Raw genomic sequence first — 15,388 nt, 5'->3', positions numbered from 1 at the left:
AGGTCCCGCAAATATGCGCCCTTGGCGAACGCGTCACGCCAACATAGCTAGACCTGGTCACTTTTCCAGACCAAGGCCCTCCCCCATGAAGCTTCTCCACCTCGATTCCAGCATTCTTGGCGAAAATTCCGCCAGCCGCGCCATTTCCGCAGCGATCGTGTCTTCGCTGACCAAAGCCGACCCTTCGATCACCGTTACCTATCGCGACCTTGCCTCCGACGCGCTGCCGCACCTTACCACCGACGTGCTCGGCGCACCGGACGGCACCCCCGAACTGGCGGAGTTCCTGGCGTCGGACATCATCGTCATCGGCGCCGGCATGTACAATTTCACGATCCCCAGCCAGCTCAAGGCCTGGATCGATCGAATCCTGATCGCTGGCAAGACCTTCCGCTACACCGCCGAAGGCCCGGTTGGCCTGGCTGGCGACAAGAAGGTGTATGTCGGGCTGGCGCGCGGCGGCTATTACGGCGAAGGCGCGGCCGGCGCCGCTGTCGAACATGCCGAGACGTACTTGCGCGCGGTGTTCGGCTTCATCGGCATTCAGGACCCCACGTTCATCCTCGCCGAGGGGATCGCCATCGACGCGCAAACCTGCGAAAACGCGGTATCAAGTGCGGTCGAGCAGGCGAGCACCCTGTCAGTGTCGGCCTGACGCCCATCGCTTGAGACGAATTCCGCCGCCGCGCCCTGCGCACGGTGGCGGAATTTTGCGCGTCCAACCGCTCCCACGCACATTCGCATCTGGCAATCCGTGCGCGGCGTTGGTAATTGCAGCGCACCATGACCAAACCGCCTGAAACCATCCTCACCGATTCCCATCGCGTTTCCTGCGACGGGGCAACCGACATTCCCGGCGGCGCCGCGCTGGGGCATCCGCGCGTCTGGCTTGAGATCGACGAGCGCGGCTACACCGAATGCGGGTACTGCGATCGCCGCTTCGTGCTGAAGGGCGGCCCGGCGGATCAGCAGGCGGCCTGAGCCCCTCCCGCCCCCTCGCCGATGATGCCTTTCGCCCGCGCGCAAGGCTTACTATATCCCGGCGATGACAAGCACCGATCCGCGCTCGCTCCTCTACGCCCAGCTCTCGCCGCAGGAAGCGCAGGCGCTCGCCGCGCAAACGCTGCAAAATTGCGAGGACGGCGAACTGTTCATGCAGTTCGTGGCCAGCGAGGCGTTCGGTTTTGATGACGGGCGGCTGAAAACGGCGGACTATTCGCGCGATGCCGGGTTCGGCCTGCGCGGCGTTTCCGGCGAAATGACTGGCTTTGCCCACGCCAACGAGATTTCTGCCGCCGCGATCCGCCGCGCCGGCGAAACCCTGCGCCTGCTCGATCCTGCCGGCCCCGCGCGGCCTGCCGCGCCGATCCGTACCAACGCCAAGCTGTATACCGACGCTTCGCCGCTCGACCTGATACCGTTCGCCAAGAAGGTGCAGTTGCTCGAAACGATCGACGCTGCTGCCCGCGCCCGCGATCCGCGCGTGGCGCAAGTCAGCGCCAGCCTGTCAGGCTCATGGTCTGTGGTCGAGATCGTGCGGCCTGATGGCTATGTGGCAACCGACGTGCGCCCGCTGGTGCGCCTCAGCGTATCCATCGTCGCCGAAAGCAACGGGCGGCGCGAAACCGGCTCGTTCGGCATGGGTGGTCGCTATCTGTACGATGACCTGTTCAAGCGGGAAAACTGGAACGAAGCGATCGACGCCGCATTGGCCACCGCGCTGGTGAACCTGGAAAGCATCGACGCGCCGGCGGGCGAGTTTCCGGTGCTGCTGGCGCCGGGCTGGCCGGGCGTGATCCTGCACGAAGCGATCGGCCATGGCCTTGAAGGCGATTTCAACCGCAAGGGCACGTCCGCGTTCTCCGGCCGCATTGGCGAGCGGGTGGCAGCGCCGGGTGTCACCATCGTCGATGACGGGTCGCTGCCCAACCGGCGCGGCTCGCTCACCATCGACGATGAAGGCACGCCGACGCGCGAGACAGTGCTGATCGAGGACGGCATCCTCAAAGGGTACATGCAAGATCGCCTAAACGCGCGGCTGATGGGCGTCGATCCCACCGGCAATGGTCGCCGCGAAAACTACGCCCACGCGCCCCAGGTGCGAATGACCAACACCTTCATGAAAGCGGGCAACGACGATCCCGCCGCGCTGCTGGCAGGCATGAAGAAGGGCATCTTCGCCCGCAACTTCGGTGGCGGACAAGTCGACATCGTATCGGGCAAGTTCGTGTTCTCGTGCACCGAGGCCTACCTCGTCGAAAACGGCAGGCTCGGCGCGCCGATCAAGGGCGCGACGCTGATTGGCGACGGGCCCTCGGTGCTGACCAAGGTGCGCGGCATCGGCAACGATCTGGAGCTTGATCGCGGCGTGGGTGTATGCGGCAAGGGCGGGCAGAGCGTTCCGGCAGGCGTTGGCCAGCCTACGCTGCTGATCGAGGGACTGACCGTGGGCGGCACGGCCTGACCTCCGGTCAGCACAAGTTCAGACGAATCGTGCGATAGACGGGATAGTATGGGGACGGGTTTAAGAGGATCAGGCCATGAAGACGCTTGCGATTGCCGCCACACTTGCCCTCGGCGCTTCCGTGCTGGGCGTGCCTGTCGCCGATGCCCGGCCCAAGCTGACGGGCGAAGAGCAGCTGGCAAAAATCCTGCAGGGGCGTCAGGCCGGCAAACCGGTGACGTGCATTCCCTATTCGCAAACCAACAACGTCACCCTGATCGACAAGACGGCGCTGGTCTACCGCGTGGGCGGCACGGTCTATGTCAACCGGCCCACCAATGCCGATCAGTTGAACAACGACGAAATCATGGTGACCAAGCTCTACACCTCGCAGCTGTGCCGGCTTGACACCATCCAGCTGCGCGACCGCTTCGCCGGACACATGTGGCGCGGTTTCGTCAGTTTGCAGGATTTTGTGCCGTACACCAAGGTCCCAGACGCGAAGTGACGCTGGCCGCCCGGCAGTTGAGGATCGCGGCATGACGATAACCGGGCGCGCCGTCTCTCGATCCCTGCTGGGCGTGATTTACGCAGCCGCTGGCGTGCTTCATCTGGCGCACCCCGCCCCGTTTGTTGCGATCGTTCCACGGTGGGTTCCCCATCCCGATCTGACGGTAATGCTGACCGGCATCGCCGAGATCGCCGGCGCCGCCGGGTTGCTGCAACCCTGGTCGCCGCGTCTGCGCATCGCTGCTGCGTGGGGCCTTGCGCTTTACGCCTTGTGCGTGTGGCCGGCCAACGCCCAGCACATGGTGAACGACATGGCGCGCCCGGACCACGGACTGGGCCTTGCCTATCATGTCCCGCGCCTTTTGCTGCAGCCGGTGCTGATCTGGTGGCCGCTGTGGGCGGCCGGCATCACCAACTGGCCGTGGAAACCAATACCCCGCCGCGCATGATCGTGTCTTGCGCGTGAAATGATCGTTTCTGTTTGCGCAATCCCGTGGCAGATACGCGCTTTAGGTTGAACCGCGCGAGATCGCGCACAGCCGGCAATGGGAGCGTTTTTGGACATGGCCGTCATGCTATCCCCCGATGCGATCCGCTCGCGCTTTTCCGCCGCCATGTCCGCCATGTACCGCGAGGAAGTGCCCCTATACGGCGACCTTATCGCCATCGTAACGCGGGTTAACGCGGCAACGCTGGCAGCCGACCCTGCCCTTGCCGCGCGCCTGGACGCAGATGGGGAAACGGGCCGGCTGGGGCAGGAACGCCACGGCGCGGTGCGGGTCGGCACGGCGCATGAACTGGCCACTCTCGCGCGCGTGTTCGCAGTGATGGGCATGGAGCCTGTTGGCTATTATGATCTGGCGGCTGCAGGCATCCCGGTGCATTCCACGGCATTTCGCCCGATCACGCAAGCCGGCCTCGCGGCGTGCCCGTTTCGCGTCTTCACCTCGCTGTTGCGCAGCGAACTCATCACGGACACAGCCTTGCGCGCGCAGGCCCAGCAGATCCTGGCCGGGCGCCACATCGCGTCCGAAGCGTGTCTGGCGCTGGTGGCCAAGGCTGAAGCCGAGGGCGGCCTGGTGGAAGCCGACGCCGACGCTTTCGTGGCACAAGCGCTGGACATCTTCCGCTGGCATGGCGACGCGATCGTCGATGCGGCAACGTATACGCGCCTGCTGGCGGCGCACGGTCTGATCGCCGACATCGTGTCTTTCCACGGCCCGCACATCAACCACCTGACGCCGCGCACGCTCGACATCGATGCCGCACAGGATGCGATGCGCGCCGCAGGGATCGCGGTAAAGGACGTGATCGAAGGTCCGCCGGCGCGCGCCGTGCCGATCCTGCTGCGCCAAACCAGCTTCCACGCTCTGGCCGAAACATTCCGTCCAGTGGATGCGCAAGGGCACGGGGGGCATGGCGCGCCCAAGCACACCGCCCGGTTTGGTGAGATCGAACAGCGCGGCGCTGCCCTCACCCCAAAGGGCCGCGCGCTGTATGACCAGTGCCTGGAAAACGCCAAAACCAGCGGCATGGCCGAAGCCTTCAGCGCATTCCCGGACGACTTCGAAACGATGCGCGCTCAAGGCCTGATTTATGCTCGGTACGTATGGACGGGTGTATCCTCGTCCGATGCACCCGTGTCCGCAGACGACGCAGTGAAGCGCGGGCTGCTGCAGGCATCGCCCATTACGTACGAGGATTTTCTGCCCGTCAGCGCGGCCGGGATCTTCCGCTCCAATCTGGCCGGCGGCCCCGCCGACACGTATAAAAATTCGTCTTCGCAAGCCGCATTCGAAAGCGCGCTGGGGAGGCCCGTGCACGATCCTTTCACGCTTTACCAAGCGATAGAGGACGCCTCGCAGGAGCAAGCAATGGCCGAATGCAGGCCTACCCTCGATCCAGTGACACGATGACCTTGCCCTTGGTGCGGCCCGTATCGAGATAGGCGAAGGCCGCGTTGACATCGACGAAGGGAAACCGGCGGTCGATCACCGGCGTGATCGCACCGACATCGACCAGCGCCGCGATCTGCGCGAGCTGGCTGCCTCGACAACGAGATGAGCATGCCGCCCGGCTTCAACACCCCGACCGGCCGCGCCGGCGTTTTGGCATCCTGGCTGGCAAGGAGGAGTTCGTAGCCTGTAAGCCGCGTGCTGAAATCCTGCGTCTTATAGGTGATAACGATATCCGCCCCAAACCGGCGCATCAGATCGGCGCCTGTGCTGCTGGCGGTCGTGGCGACGGTCGCGCCAAGATGCTTGGCAAGCTGGATCGCAACCACACCAACGCCGCCTGATCCGGCGTGGATCAGAACCTTCTGGCCCGCGGTTAGCTTGCCACGCTCAACCAGCGCCTGCCACGCCGTCAACGCCGCCAGTGGAAATGCCGCGACGTCCTCCATGGACAGCGATGCAGGCTTGCGCGCCACGTCCGCCGCCGGAACTGCGATCAGTTCGGCAAGCGTGCCGATCCGCCCATCACGCGGGCGGGCATAGACGTCATCGCCGACAGCGAACCCGCGCACCGCACGCCCGACCTTCACCACCTTGCCGGCAACATCATGACCAAGGATCAACGGCGGCTTGTATGCCAGCAGTTGTTTGCCAGCAGTTGTTTGAAAGCGTCGTCCCGGATCTTGCTGTCGAGGGGATTGAGGCTGGCGGCGTGAATCTCGATCAACACATCATCCGCGCCAATGATGGGATCGGGCACGTCGGCAAGGCGTAGCGGCGCACCTTTGCCGTATGCATCAAGGACGAACGCCTTCACGTCAGATCGGCCCTATAGCGCGGAGCCGGCACCGTCTGCGCAAACCCCGGAATCATCGCCACGCGCGCCGCCTGATACGTGTCCCACTGCGCCGCGTCGTGCAGATGCGGAATGGTGACCGGTTCGCGGCGATCGAACCCGACGAGCGCCGCATCGACCAGCGCGTCAACGCCCATCAGCGGGGGAATTTGCGCCGGGTCCGCGCCGGCTCGGCTCCAGATCTCGGTTGCAGTCGCAGCCGGCAGAACCGCCTGAACATAAACGCCCTTCGGTCCCAGTTCGTGCGCCAGCCCCTGGGACAGGAACAAGACGAATGCCTTGGTGGCACCATAAACGGCCTGGCCAAATTCCGGCACCAGCCCCACCACCGAGCCGACATTGATGATCGTCCCGGTTCCGGCGGCGACAAAGCGGGGGGCCACGGCATGAGCGAGCCGCTGAACGGCGACCACGTTCACGGCAACAAGGTTGCTGAGATCGGCCTGCGATTGCGTTTCGAAAGGGCCGCCCACTGAGAGCCCGGCATTGTTGACCAGAACGCCGATATCGGCATCGTCCCGCAAGCGCGCTTCGACGCTCGCCACCCCGGCCTCCTTGCCCAGATCGGCCGGCAGAATATCGATATTGACGCCTGTTTCCGCATGGAGTCGGTTGCCCAGCGCCTCCATTCGCGCCGCATCGCGCGCCACCAGCACCAGGCCATGCCCGCGCCTGGCGAAGCGGTCTGCATATATGGCGCCAATGCCGGACGAGGCGCCGGTTATGAGAACTTTTGGTGCGGTCATGGGCTGATCCTTCGTGGTGATGGATTTTGGATGACATTTGTCATGTAAAATCATATATGATCATCATCATTTATATGTCAAGCGCACCGCAGGAGGTTTCAAAATGCGAGTCAGCCGAAAGCAGATGGACGCCAACCGCGTCCGTATCCTGGAAGAAGCCGGACGCCTGTTTCGCGAGCGCGGTTTCGATGCGGTGACCGTCGCGGACGTGATGAAGGCCGCAGGTCTTACCCACGGCGGCTTTTACGGCCATTTCGAATCGAAAGATGCGCTGATCGCAGCTGTAGTGGCGCACAGCCTGTCACCCGACCGCGTCGCCACGGCGGAGCTTGGCGGGTTGGTCGATGCGTATCTGTCGCCCGCGCACCGCGACACGCCGGCCCAGGGCTGCCCTACGGCAAGCCTTGCAGGCCTGATGCGGTTGCAAACGCCGGAGGCCAAGGCGGCGATGGCATCAGGCGTCGAAGCACAGCTGGCGCGGCTTGTTCAAAGCATGCCGGCAGCGAGTGACGGGGAACGCCGGCAAGCCGCGATCGGGCAATGGGCAGCCATGGTCGGCGCCGTCGTGCTCGCACGCGCTGTCGGCGAGGTGCCGCTGGCAGACGAGATACTCTCGGCAACGCGAAGCTGGATCAAGGGTGCAACGGAGACGCCGACATAAACGTGCCGCGCCATCGCCACGAACCTGAAGGGTACGGTTAGAATTCGCGATAGCGCCCGTATGTCAACGCTGGCGGCGCGTCAGCCCCGTGTGCGCAACGGCATCATAGGGAAATGCTCGTAATAGCCGACCCCGGCCTGCACGAGCGGATCCCGCGCATCCGCCATGCTCTTGAGGAAATCGGCGTGAGGCGGGATCCCCTTGGTCAGATACGCTTCAAAAAACCTCCTTGTCGAAAGCACCGCGATCAGGGGGCGATGACTTTTGAGCCAAGCGGCGCGAGATATTCCTCGTCTGTCACTTTTTCCATCCAGGTCACCGGCGTCCCGTTTACCGCCTCCTGGATCGCAATGTGAGTCATGCTGGCATGAGGCGTTCCGCCATGCCAATGCTTATGCTCGGCGGGGCACCACAAAATGTCGCCAGCGTGGAACTCCAGCTTCGCGCCGCCTTCGATCTGGGTCCAGCCGACGCCCTCGGTCACGATCAGAGTCTGGCCGGCCGGATGGGTGTGCCATGCCGTCCGCGCGCCAGGCTCGAAGTGAACGATCGCCCCGCTTACCCGCGACGGATCGGGGCGCGCGAATTGCCCGGTAATCGTCACCGTGCCGGTAAAATTCTCGGCGGGGCCGGCGACGGTCTTCATGTCATCCTTGCGCATGATGTCCATATTTACTGCTCCAGTTTCGAATTTTGTCGGTTGCGGATTGGCGGTGGCCTGCAACGCAGCGGCTGTAGCCAGGATCGTCAGGACTATCGGCATTCGTGTCTAGGCGACTGACGGGGCTGTAGCGGTTGTTGCCGAACGCCGCGCGCCGAGCAGTGCAAGAACGGCAGAGCCGATCAGCAAGGCCGCGCTGGCGATGAAGGTGGCGCGGTAGCCGGCAACGTCGAACAGTACGCCCCCGCCCCCTGCGCCCAGCGTGATGGCAAGCTGAACCACAGCCACCATCAGGCCACCACCGGCCTCCACATCCTCCGGCAGCGTCCGGCTCAGCCAGGTCCACCAGGCGACAGGAATGGCGGTGCCGACAAGGCCCCAGCCCGCAAGAAGCGCCGCTGTCGCCACCGGAATCGTGCCGGTGACAACCAGCCCGAGCGCGATCGCAGCCATCACAAGAGGCGCGAAAATCAGCGTGGTGGTAAGGCTTCTGGCGATGACGCGCCCGATCAGCCAGGTGCCGATCAATCCGGCTGCACCCATAGCGAGCAGCACCAGCGAGAGCAGCGAAATGCTCAGATCGGTAACAGTCTCCAGAAACGGGCGCAGATAGGTGAACAGCGCAAACTGGCCCATGAACAGCAGCGCCACCGCCGCCATGCCCAGCCGCGCGGCGGGCTTGCGCAAGACGCCCAGCGCGCTGGCGGCTTTTCCCCCACGTGCGGAAGGCATCTGCGGCAGGGTGCGCCAGAGCCAGACAAAGGTCATGATCGCAAGTGGCACGACAACGAAAAAGGCGCCGCGCCAGCCGATGTATTGGCCAAGAAAGCTGCCGAGCGGGGCCGCGACGGTAGTCGCCAGCGCATTGCCACCGTTCAACATCGCAAGGCCGCGCGGGACGCCGTTTTCAGGCAGCAGCCGCATGACCGTGGCGGCAGACATCGACCAGAAGCCGCCGATGACGATGCCGATCAGCGCACGGCCCACGATGAACACTGCGAAGTTGGGTGCAAGCGCGACCGTAAGCCCCGATACGAGCATCAGCACCGCCAGACCCAGCAGCAGCGTGCGGCGGTCCATGCCTGCCGTGAGCCAGGACAAGCTCAGGCTGGTGAGCACGGCGAAAAGGCCGGATACTGCGATGGCCTGTCCGGTATTTCCTTCGGTGACGCCCAGATCGGAGGCGATCGGGGTCAGGATGCTGATGGGCATGAATTCCGACGCGATCAATGTGGCGACGCACAAGGTCAATGCGAAGACAGCGCTCCAGCCGCCGCTGCGCGCGTGGGCCACCGGGTGGAGTGAAAGCGTTCCTGTCGCCATGCCGTATATCTAAGCTCTCGCGCCGGAATGGATTAGACGGCAAAATCGGCAGGCTTCGATGAGCAGTATTCAACGTCACGGCAGGAACCTATGGTGGATCGAGCGGCACGTGTCTGGCCATCCCGGATGCCCGGTTCATCCCCGCCCAAGATTTTTGCGTCAACGGCGGCACTTCAATCGTTACAACGAAGTTCTGACAACACCACACTTTGGAGAAGACCATGGCACGCCAAACCGTCCTGATCATCGGCGCCTCGCGCGGCCTGGGCCTTGCGCTCGCCGAAGAATGGCTGCGCCGGGGCTGGCACGTCATCGCGACCACGCGCGGAAATTCTTCCAGGCTGGATGCACTGGCGGGCCGCTTCGGTGATGCGCTTGTCATCGAGAACCTGGACATCCTCGATGTGCAGTCCGTTCGCGCATTGCATGCCAAACTGGATGGCCGCCAGATCGACGTGCTGTTCGTCAATGCCGGCATCGCGCTGTCGAACGACAAGACCCCGGTCGACGTGAACGAGCAGGATTTTGTCGACATGATGCTGACGAACGCGCTCGCCCCGGTGCGCGTGGTCGAGCTGCTGGACGAACGAGTCGTCGACGGCGGCGTGATCGCGATCATGACATCCGGCCTTGCCAGCATCGCCAACGGCACCGGGTTCTGGCCGCTGTATTCATCGAGCAAGGCGGCGCTGAACATGCTGATGAAAGGCTATGCCGCGCATCACGCGAGCGACGCACACGCTTTGTTGCTCATGGCGCCCGGCTGGGTTCGCACTGACATGGGCGGCGACGAAGCACCGCTCTCGATCGCGGACAGCATCCCCCATGTGGTCGACACCATAGAGGCCAATCGCGGCAAACGGGGCTTGCGCTATGTGGACCGCTTCAACACGGATGTGCCGTGGTGATCCCCAAGCGATCATCAGCACGAACTGCTGGCTGAAGCGCAACGTCACGCCGATCGTGCGCGGATCACTTGGCGTGGCCAGGATAAGCCCGCGTTCTCCTTGGCGCCGGTACGAATGTTGTCGATCACGCCATCGCGGCGGGTGCTGACGCCGGAGACGCGGAAGGCAAGCGTATCGGTGATCGGTCCCGTCACAGTGGCCTTGCCCTGAACGAAGTTGAAGCTGCCATAGGACAGCGCCGCGTCGCCGCCGCTGAAGCTAAGCGCATGCGCGGCGATGTTAATCGCACCGGCCTTTGATGTTTCGCCACCCGCCGCGCCTCGTTCATGCGGAAATACAATGCGATAGCCGCGCGCGTACTCTCGATATCAAACGCGGTCCTGATCTACTTGGGCCTCCTCGAAGCGCTTCGCCCGATGCGAAGCAATCCAATGAGGAACCCCATGAAATCCATCGTTACGGCCGCAGCACTGATCACCGCACTTGTCCCTCTGGCGGCGCGTGCGCAGGAGGATGCGGCGACCACACCCATTACCGTTTCCGGTTCAGTCGCGATTGCGACCGACTACAGGTTTCGCGGGGTTTCACAGTCTGACGATCACATGGCTATTCAGGGCGGCCTGACCGTCAGTCATGAAAGCGGCGTCTATGTCGGCACCTGGGCCTCCAACCTCGCGGGATGGGGCACCTTCGGGGGTGCCAACATGGAACTCGACCTGATCGGTGGCTACAAGGCCAAGTTGGGCAAAAACGCCACGCTCGACGTTGGCCTGACCTGGTACATGTATCCGGGCGGCGCGAACGATACCGATTTCGCCGAACCCTACGTCAAGCTGTCAGGTTCCACCGGACCTGCCACATTGACCGGCGGCATCGCCTATGCGCCCAAGCAGTATGCGCTCGCTAATGTATCGAATGCGCCGAACAGTCGCGGACAGAAGCAGGACAACCTGTACGTGTGGGGTGACGGCGCCCTTGCGATCGGCGGCACGCCTTTCACCGCCAAGGCGCATATCGGGCACTCCGACGGCAACCCGGGCCTTGGTCCGAACGGCACCAGCGTTTCCCCTACCGGAAAGTACTGGGACTGGTCGATCGGCATGGACACGACGTGGCGCAATCTCACCCTGAACCTGTCCTACATCGATACCGACATTACGGCGGCGAGGGCCGCGCGGCTGCAACCCAATTTCAGCAAGGGGCAGGACGGTTCGGGCTCGATAGCCAACGCCGCGCTCGTCGCCTCCCTGACGGCTGCATTCTGACGGCAAGCGCAGAACCGGGCACCATCCCTTGTAGGCAGACGCCCACTGGCGAATCAATTTGTCATCAAGGCGCTGTCGGAGGCGGCGCCTTGCATTGCTATCCTCGCCAACCCTACCTTTCAAAGCGGTTTGCGTGCGCCAGCCAGGAAATAGCGCCCGCCGCTTGTGCGCGTTTCCTGTGCGCGAAAGCCTTGTTGCACGATCAGGCTGGGCGCGTAGAGGCGGAACATGTTTGCCCGATCGAAGCCGGCGTGCGCGAACTCGTCCTCCAGGTTCATTGCATAATAGCCATCCATGAACGGCTCCGCGTTGCAACGGATGTCCCAGTCCCGCAGCGATTGCGTGTAGGGATCGAGTTCATCGAACTGCGGCGCGTCCGAATGGAACATGATGCCGCCGGGCCGCAGCAGGCGGTGACATTCGGCAAAGATATCGCGCGTGGCTTGGTCGCAGGTTTCGTGCAGCAGAATGCGCGAGAACACGAGGTCGAAGCTTTCTGTCGCGTAGCCGGTCCGCTCCGCCATGCGCTGGCTGAACGTCACCGCCACGCCCAGCGCGGACGCGCGCGCAGCACCGAAAGCAAGGCAGGCGCCTGCCACATCGATGCCGATGACCTCGGCTTGCGGATAGGCCTGCTTGAACGGCAGCAGCGTGTGGCCCACGGTGCACCCCATCTCCAGGATGCGCGAGGGGGCGAAATCGGGAAATGCCGCGATCAGCTTGGCGGCCATGCTGTGGCCAACATCATCGACCAGCGGGCCCATCGCGGCGACGCGATGCACGGCCAGCGCGCGATCGTATGTAGCGCCGGCGGCAAGCGGATCGCGTTTACCCGTGTCATCGTAGCCACCGGCCATGTTGTGCGGCTCTGGCTGGATGTAGGTGGGGAACGCCAGGTCCGGGTCCAGCTCCAGCCGCGCCGGACCATTGCCCAGCGCCGCCGCGCGCGCCGTCAACGCCGGGAGCTGCCCCTCCACGATGGCGCGCGACGCGTCGAAGGCCTGCCGCTGCGCTTCGGTGCGCGCGATGTACCACGCCCGGTTGGCTTCGTATTCAAGCATCGCTTCGGCAATCGCGTGCCGATCCGGGGCACGGCCAAGCGCCTGGTTAAGCCGTGGCGCGACGACGCTGTCGTAATGGGCCCGCAACGTCGGGCGCACCTGCGCTTCCAGAAAGGTTTGCAACTCCCCCCAATACGCTTCGCGCGACGCATCGTCGCTGGGGGCCGGGATCATCATGGCATGAGGGGTTTCGTGCATTTCAGACTCCCCTTTCATGCCCGCAGCGCGCCGAACACCCGTTCCAGGAACGAGAGCCGCTTGGTTTTCGCCTCTGCGGCAGCCTCTGGCGATAGCTGATAACCGTCGATGTCAGCACCGCTGAACACACCGCGCTCTGCGGCCAGCCGCTCGATGATCGCCAGACGCTCGCGCAGTACGATCACTTCGGCGGACAACGCCGTGGCGATGCGCAAGCTGCGATCCGCAACGGTTGTGCCAAGAGCATCGGCGGGCGTCGTATCGGCTGGCATGATCGTGGCCGCTCCATAGTTGGTATGCGCAAGTTCTCATCATCGGACGAGCCAGGCTATTGCAGATCCGGGCATTATCCATAACACTTGGTTATGGACTTCATGCGCATCGATCCCGCCAAGCTGCGCCATCTGGTCGCAGTGGTGGACGCGGGTTCGTTTGCCAAAGCCGCACAGACCATCAGCATCAGCCAGCCGGCGATCAGCAAGAGCATCAAGGCGCTGGAAGATGCCGTTGGCAATCGGCTGTTCGAACGCGGCCGCGCGGGAGCACGGCCAACCCCGCATTGCGAACTGCTTGTCGCCCATGCACGCGCCATCCTCGCCGAATACGGGCTGGCGGCGGCGGAACTTCACGCTCTGAGCAAAGCGGACACGCAGCAGTTGGCCATCGGCGCCAGCCTCAGCCTTGCCCAGTCCGTGCTACCACGCGCGATAAGCCGCTTTCGGCAGCGCTGGCCGGAAGCCACGGTGTCGGTGGACGTGGGCTTCTCTGCCCCGCTGCTTGACGGTTTGCTGGCGGGCGATCTCGATCTCGTACTCAGCGCGCCGGAGGATGGCGTGAAGATCGATGATCGCCTGCAGCAAACCTTTTTGTTGGAGGAGCGCGATGCCCTGGTGGTGGGTGCGGCGCATCCGCTGCTCCGGCACGATAGCGTAACGATCGCGCAGCTGCTGGAGTATCCGTGGATCGTGCCGCGCCGGTCAGGCCGGCTCGATCGCATACACGCGGTGTTCGCGGCTCACCGTCTGCCCCCGCCCGCCTACGTTCTGCGATCGGAATCCGCCGACCTGGCGCGCGGACTGCTACAGGAAGAGCCCTTCATCTGCCTGATGGGTGAAGGCGTTTTGCGCGCCGATCTGGCGTCCGGTACTGTTGCGGCGCTGCCAGCGCTTGGCTTCGAACAGCGGCGGGCGGCGTTCCTGTTCATGCGCCGCAGCACCCGGCCCCTCACTGCCGCGCGTAATCTTGCCGCAGTGCTGCACGACGTGGCCAAGGCATTTAATTGACATACAGATAATACATATTAGCCTGACCGAACGTGCAGTCAGGCGGAGATGGATCAATGACCGACATGGCCCAGCGCTTCCCGGTGCTTGCAAGGGGATGTGGCCGATGGACAGGCACGTATACCCATCTTGATCCCGCTGGCGGTCTGATCGACGAACACGCGGTCGATACCGATTCGGACTTTCCCACTGATGGCGCTGCAGACTTTTGCCTGCGCATCCACAATCGTTGGAGAGACGGGCGCGAAACCCGGATCGAACTGCTCGCCGACTATCGCAACGATCGGCTGGAGTGGCGTGATCGCCTGGTCGGCTGGATGTCCGAAATCGACGAGCAGACCGTGTATCTCAACTTCACGTATGCGAACGATCCCGCGATCCGCGTGTGCGAGATGATCCAGGTGAGTCCCGATGGCCAGAGCCGGGCGCGGACCTGGCATTGGTTTCGTGACGAACGGTTATTCAAGGTCACACTCGCACGCGAACGCCGCGCCGACTGATGCATCGCTTTTCTTACCCGACGCGCGAAATGGAGCGTTTCTGACATGGCCACACCGGACCAGACCCGGCCCGAAACACTTTCGATCCACGGGCCGATCATCTCCTCAAGCGACCTTGATGCGCATATCGCCCTGTTCGCGGCATTCGGGCTGGTCGAGGCAGGGCGTTGCGACCGGACCGCTGCGGAAACGCGCGCTATCTGGGGCATCGAGTCCGACGGTTCGCGTGAAGTTACGCTTGCTACGCCCGGAACGGCTTTCGGTATCCGGCTCGTCCAGTTTATCCCCGTAGGCGGCGAGCAGATCCGCGATCCGTCTCGCGGTTCGGATTGCGATGCGCTCAAGGTGATCGACTTCTACGCGCCCGACCTGCCAGCCGCGCGCGCCGCGATCGAGCGCACCGGTTTTCTCTTCAAGCCCGAAATCGCGGAGTATGACACGCCGGAAGGCCGCTATCAGGAAGCGCACTTGTGGGGTCCGGACGGCGTTGTCTGTGCGCTGATTTCCGGCGATGCCGGCCTGTTCGCCGACTTGGCCACCGTTCGGGACCGCCTGGTCAGCGAACCGCAAAGCATTTCAGGGCCGGTGCAGGATTCGGCGGCAACACTCGCATTCTTCGATCGCGTGCTGGGTCTGGACGTCATCCATCGATACGGATTGGAGGATGCCAGCTTTGACGCCATGGTCGGCAGCACGCAGCAGCTGCGGCTCCGCGCCTGGAACGTGGGCACCTGTAAGCGCGAACCTTATTTCGGGGTGATCGATTACGGCCTGCCAGCCGGATCGCAACGCTCGCTGCACGCCGCTTCCTCTCCGCCCAACCGTGGGCTGCTGGGTGCGACCGTCCGGGTACGCAATGCTGCGGCTGTTGCGCAGGCGGCAGGCGTAAAGACGGCCCAGGTAGCGATCCCAGGCTTGGGAGACGCGGTGATCGCCACGGTCAAAGCGCCTAACGGTGCCTGGTATCAGGCGCTGGAGATCCTGTCCGCCTGACGGTGCCGTCATGCTGATCGCCGCT

General features: G+C 63.8%; 21 protein-coding genes and 1 pseudogene. 13 read left to right on the top strand and 9 right to left on the bottom strand.

Features of this window, described 5'->3' with window-relative positions:
• Positions 1-85 precede the first annotated feature (85 nt).
• The 6 genes from ASE49_RS02755 (at position 86) to hglS (ending at position 4,869) form a co-directional block, all read left to right on the top strand.
• A complete protein-coding gene (locus ASE49_RS02755) occupies positions 86-655 on the top strand; it encodes an FMN-dependent NADH-azoreductase (RefSeq protein ID WP_056768538.1) in 570 nt (189 codons plus the stop codon).
• Positions 656-783: 128 nt separating this feature from the next.
• A complete protein-coding gene (locus ASE49_RS02750; RefSeq protein WP_056768537.1) occupies positions 784-981 on the top strand; it encodes a zinc-finger domain-containing protein in 198 nt (65 codons plus the stop codon).
• Positions 982-1,045: 64 nt separating this feature from the next.
• Positions 1,046-2,464: a metalloprotease TldD gene (gene tldD, locus ASE49_RS02745; protein ID WP_056768536.1), complete on the top strand. Its 1,419-nt coding sequence runs from the start codon at positions 1,046-1,048 to the stop codon at positions 2,462-2,464.
• Between the two features lie 76 nt (positions 2,465-2,540).
• The gene (locus tag ASE49_RS02740) at positions 2,541-2,951 is read left to right on the top strand and encodes a hypothetical protein (RefSeq protein WP_056768535.1); all 411 of its coding nucleotides are present in this window, start codon (positions 2,541-2,543) and stop codon (positions 2,949-2,951) included.
• A 31-nt stretch (positions 2,952-2,982) separates the two neighbouring features.
• Entirely contained in the window at positions 2,983-3,402 is a 420-nt protein-coding gene (locus tag ASE49_RS02735) for a DoxX family protein (RefSeq protein WP_056768534.1), read from the top strand.
• 114 nt (positions 3,403-3,516) lie between these two features.
• A complete protein-coding gene (gene hglS / locus ASE49_RS02730) occupies positions 3,517-4,869 on the top strand; it encodes a 2-oxoadipate dioxygenase/decarboxylase HglS (protein WP_056768533.1) in 1,353 nt (450 codons plus the stop codon).
• Here hglS and ASE49_RS18900 read toward each other — a convergent pair.
• A complete protein-coding gene (locus tag ASE49_RS18900) occupies positions 4,844-4,948 on the bottom strand; it encodes a zinc-binding dehydrogenase (protein WP_442945931.1) in 105 nt (34 codons plus the stop codon). The two genes, hglS and ASE49_RS18900, sit on opposite strands and share 26 nt — an antisense overlap.
• Between ASE49_RS18900 and ASE49_RS18600 the strand changes: the two genes are divergently transcribed.
• Complete coding sequence (locus ASE49_RS18600) at positions 4,914-5,252, top strand: hypothetical protein (protein ID WP_235522793.1); 339 nt, start codon at positions 4,914-4,916, stop codon at positions 5,250-5,252. The two genes, ASE49_RS18900 and ASE49_RS18600, sit on opposite strands and share 35 nt — an antisense overlap.
• Here ASE49_RS18600 and ASE49_RS18895 read toward each other — a convergent pair.
• The 3 genes and pseudogenes from ASE49_RS18895 to ASE49_RS02720 all read right to left on the bottom strand — a co-directional run.
• Positions 5,160-5,498: pseudogene (locus tag ASE49_RS18895) on the bottom strand (hypothetical protein); the annotation flags it as partial. The gene ASE49_RS18600 and the pseudogene ASE49_RS18895 overlap by 93 nt on opposite strands.
• A 29-nt stretch (positions 5,499-5,527) precedes the next feature.
• On the bottom strand, positions 5,528-5,725 hold the full coding sequence (locus tag ASE49_RS18505; protein ID WP_200921946.1) for a hypothetical protein: 198 nt from the start codon (positions 5,723-5,725) through the stop codon (positions 5,528-5,530).
• Positions 5,722-6,510 (bottom strand): SDR family NAD(P)-dependent oxidoreductase, encoded by a 789-nt coding sequence (locus ASE49_RS02720; protein WP_056768532.1) that lies wholly within the window; start codon positions 6,508-6,510, stop codon positions 5,722-5,724. The genes ASE49_RS18505 and ASE49_RS02720 overlap by 4 nt, the downstream gene beginning before the upstream one ends.
• A gap of 103 nt (positions 6,511-6,613) precedes the next feature.
• On the opposite strand from ASE49_RS02720, the gene ASE49_RS02715 reads away from it, so the two are divergent.
• Positions 6,614-7,171: a TetR/AcrR family transcriptional regulator gene (locus ASE49_RS02715; RefSeq protein ID WP_056768531.1), complete on the top strand. Its 558-nt coding sequence runs from the start codon at positions 6,614-6,616 to the stop codon at positions 7,169-7,171.
• 247 nt (positions 7,172-7,418) lie between these two features.
• On the opposite strand, the gene ASE49_RS02710 is transcribed toward ASE49_RS02715, so the two are convergent.
• Positions 7,419-7,841 carry a (R)-mandelonitrile lyase gene (locus tag ASE49_RS02710; protein ID WP_056768530.1) on the bottom strand — a complete coding sequence of 141 codons (423 nt, stop codon included), beginning with the start codon at positions 7,839-7,841 and terminating at the stop codon, positions 7,419-7,421.
• 99 nt (positions 7,842-7,940) lie between these two features.
• On the bottom strand, positions 7,941-9,155 hold the full coding sequence (locus tag ASE49_RS02705) for an MFS transporter (protein ID WP_056768529.1): 1,215 nt from the start codon (positions 9,153-9,155) through the stop codon (positions 7,941-7,943).
• A gap of 221 nt (positions 9,156-9,376) precedes the next feature.
• Here ASE49_RS02705 and ASE49_RS02700 point away from each other — a divergent pair, with 221 nt between their 5' ends.
• Positions 9,377-10,063, top strand: a complete 687-nt coding sequence (locus ASE49_RS02700) for an SDR family NAD(P)-dependent oxidoreductase (protein WP_056768528.1) — start codon at positions 9,377-9,379, stop codon at positions 10,061-10,063.
• 44 nt (positions 10,064-10,107) lie between these two features.
• Here the strand turns inward: ASE49_RS02700 and ASE49_RS18010 are convergent, their stop codons facing one another.
• Positions 10,108-10,257 carry a hypothetical protein gene (locus tag ASE49_RS18010; RefSeq protein WP_156370037.1) on the bottom strand — a complete coding sequence of 50 codons (150 nt, stop codon included), beginning with the start codon at positions 10,255-10,257 and terminating at the stop codon, positions 10,108-10,110.
• A gap of 249 nt (positions 10,258-10,506) precedes the next feature.
• On the opposite strand from ASE49_RS18010, the gene ASE49_RS02695 reads away from it, so the two are divergent.
• A complete protein-coding gene (locus tag ASE49_RS02695; RefSeq protein ID WP_056768527.1) occupies positions 10,507-11,328 on the top strand; it encodes a TorF family putative porin in 822 nt (273 codons plus the stop codon).
• A 119-nt stretch (positions 11,329-11,447) separates the two neighbouring features.
• Here ASE49_RS02695 and ASE49_RS02690 read toward each other — a convergent pair whose 3' ends face one another.
• Complete coding sequence (locus ASE49_RS02690) at positions 11,448-12,587, bottom strand: class I SAM-dependent methyltransferase (protein ID WP_056768526.1); 1,140 nt, start codon at positions 12,585-12,587, stop codon at positions 11,448-11,450.
• 14 nt (positions 12,588-12,601) lie between these two features.
• Positions 12,602-12,859, bottom strand: coding sequence for a hypothetical protein (locus ASE49_RS02685; RefSeq protein ID WP_056768525.1), 258 nt, complete (start codon positions 12,857-12,859; stop codon positions 12,602-12,604).
• Between the two features lie 102 nt (positions 12,860-12,961).
• Between ASE49_RS02685 and ASE49_RS02680 the strand changes: the two genes are divergently transcribed.
• From ASE49_RS02680 to ASE49_RS02670, 3 genes are read left to right on the top strand one after another with little or no spacing between them, the layout of a single operon-like run.
• Positions 12,962-13,870, top strand: coding sequence for a LysR family transcriptional regulator (locus ASE49_RS02680; RefSeq protein WP_162234212.1), 909 nt, complete (start codon positions 12,962-12,964; stop codon positions 13,868-13,870).
• A 56-nt stretch (positions 13,871-13,926) separates the two neighbouring features.
• Complete coding sequence (locus tag ASE49_RS02675; protein WP_056768523.1) at positions 13,927-14,370, top strand: hypothetical protein; 444 nt, start codon at positions 13,927-13,929, stop codon at positions 14,368-14,370.
• A gap of 45 nt (positions 14,371-14,415) precedes the next feature.
• Positions 14,416-15,363 carry a hypothetical protein gene (locus ASE49_RS02670; protein ID WP_056768522.1) on the top strand — a complete coding sequence of 316 codons (948 nt, stop codon included), beginning with the start codon at positions 14,416-14,418 and terminating at the stop codon, positions 15,361-15,363.
• Positions 15,364-15,388 lie beyond the last annotated feature (25 nt).

The sequence above is a fragment of the Novosphingobium sp. Leaf2 genome (assembly GCF_001421325.1).
In the GTDB taxonomy this organism is placed as follows: domain Bacteria; phylum Pseudomonadota; class Alphaproteobacteria; order Sphingomonadales; family Sphingomonadaceae; genus Novosphingobium.
This window is presented reverse-complemented; position numbering and strand designations above follow the sequence as displayed.

What these genes read in the sequence shown, in the direction of transcription:
- ASE49_RS02735 (WP_056768534.1), top strand. Translation starts at nt 2,983, where the DNA reads ATGACGATAACCGGGCGCGCCGTCTCTCGATCCCTGCTGGGCGTGATT.
- ASE49_RS02685 (WP_056768525.1), bottom strand. Translation starts at nt 12,859, where the DNA reads ATGCCAGCCGATACGACGCCCGCCGATGCTCTTGGCACAACCGTTGCG.
- ASE49_RS02755 (WP_056768538.1), top strand. Translation starts at nt 86, where the DNA reads ATGAAGCTTCTCCACCTCGATTCCAGCATTCTTGGCGAAAATTCCGCC.
- ASE49_RS02695 (WP_056768527.1), top strand. Translation starts at nt 10,507, where the DNA reads ATGAAATCCATCGTTACGGCCGCAGCACTGATCACCGCACTTGTCCCT.
- ASE49_RS02740 (WP_056768535.1), top strand. Translation starts at nt 2,541, where the DNA reads ATGAAGACGCTTGCGATTGCCGCCACACTTGCCCTCGGCGCTTCCGTG.
- ASE49_RS02715 (WP_056768531.1), top strand. Translation starts at nt 6,614, where the DNA reads ATGCGAGTCAGCCGAAAGCAGATGGACGCCAACCGCGTCCGTATCCTG.
- hglS (WP_056768533.1), top strand. Translation starts at nt 3,517, where the DNA reads ATGGCCGTCATGCTATCCCCCGATGCGATCCGCTCGCGCTTTTCCGCC.
- ASE49_RS02680 (WP_162234212.1), top strand. Translation starts at nt 12,962, where the DNA reads ATGCGCATCGATCCCGCCAAGCTGCGCCATCTGGTCGCAGTGGTGGAC.
- ASE49_RS02675 (WP_056768523.1), top strand. Translation starts at nt 13,927, where the DNA reads ATGACCGACATGGCCCAGCGCTTCCCGGTGCTTGCAAGGGGATGTGGC.
- tldD (WP_056768536.1), top strand. Translation starts at nt 1,046, where the DNA reads ATGACAAGCACCGATCCGCGCTCGCTCCTCTACGCCCAGCTCTCGCCG.
- ASE49_RS02710 (WP_056768530.1), bottom strand. Translation starts at nt 7,841, where the DNA reads ATGGACATCATGCGCAAGGATGACATGAAGACCGTCGCCGGCCCCGCC.
- ASE49_RS02700 (WP_056768528.1), top strand. Translation starts at nt 9,377, where the DNA reads ATGGCACGCCAAACCGTCCTGATCATCGGCGCCTCGCGCGGCCTGGGC.
- ASE49_RS02670 (WP_056768522.1), top strand. Translation starts at nt 14,416, where the DNA reads ATGGCCACACCGGACCAGACCCGGCCCGAAACACTTTCGATCCACGGG.
- ASE49_RS02705 (WP_056768529.1), bottom strand. Translation starts at nt 9,155, where the DNA reads ATGGCGACAGGAACGCTTTCACTCCACCCGGTGGCCCACGCGCGCAGC.
- ASE49_RS02750 (WP_056768537.1), top strand. Translation starts at nt 784, where the DNA reads ATGACCAAACCGCCTGAAACCATCCTCACCGATTCCCATCGCGTTTCC.
- ASE49_RS02720 (WP_056768532.1), bottom strand. Translation starts at nt 6,510, where the DNA reads ATGACCGCACCAAAAGTTCTCATAACCGGCGCCTCGTCCGGCATTGGC.
- ASE49_RS02690 (WP_056768526.1), bottom strand. Translation starts at nt 12,587, where the DNA reads ATGCACGAAACCCCTCATGCCATGATGATCCCGGCCCCCAGCGACGAT.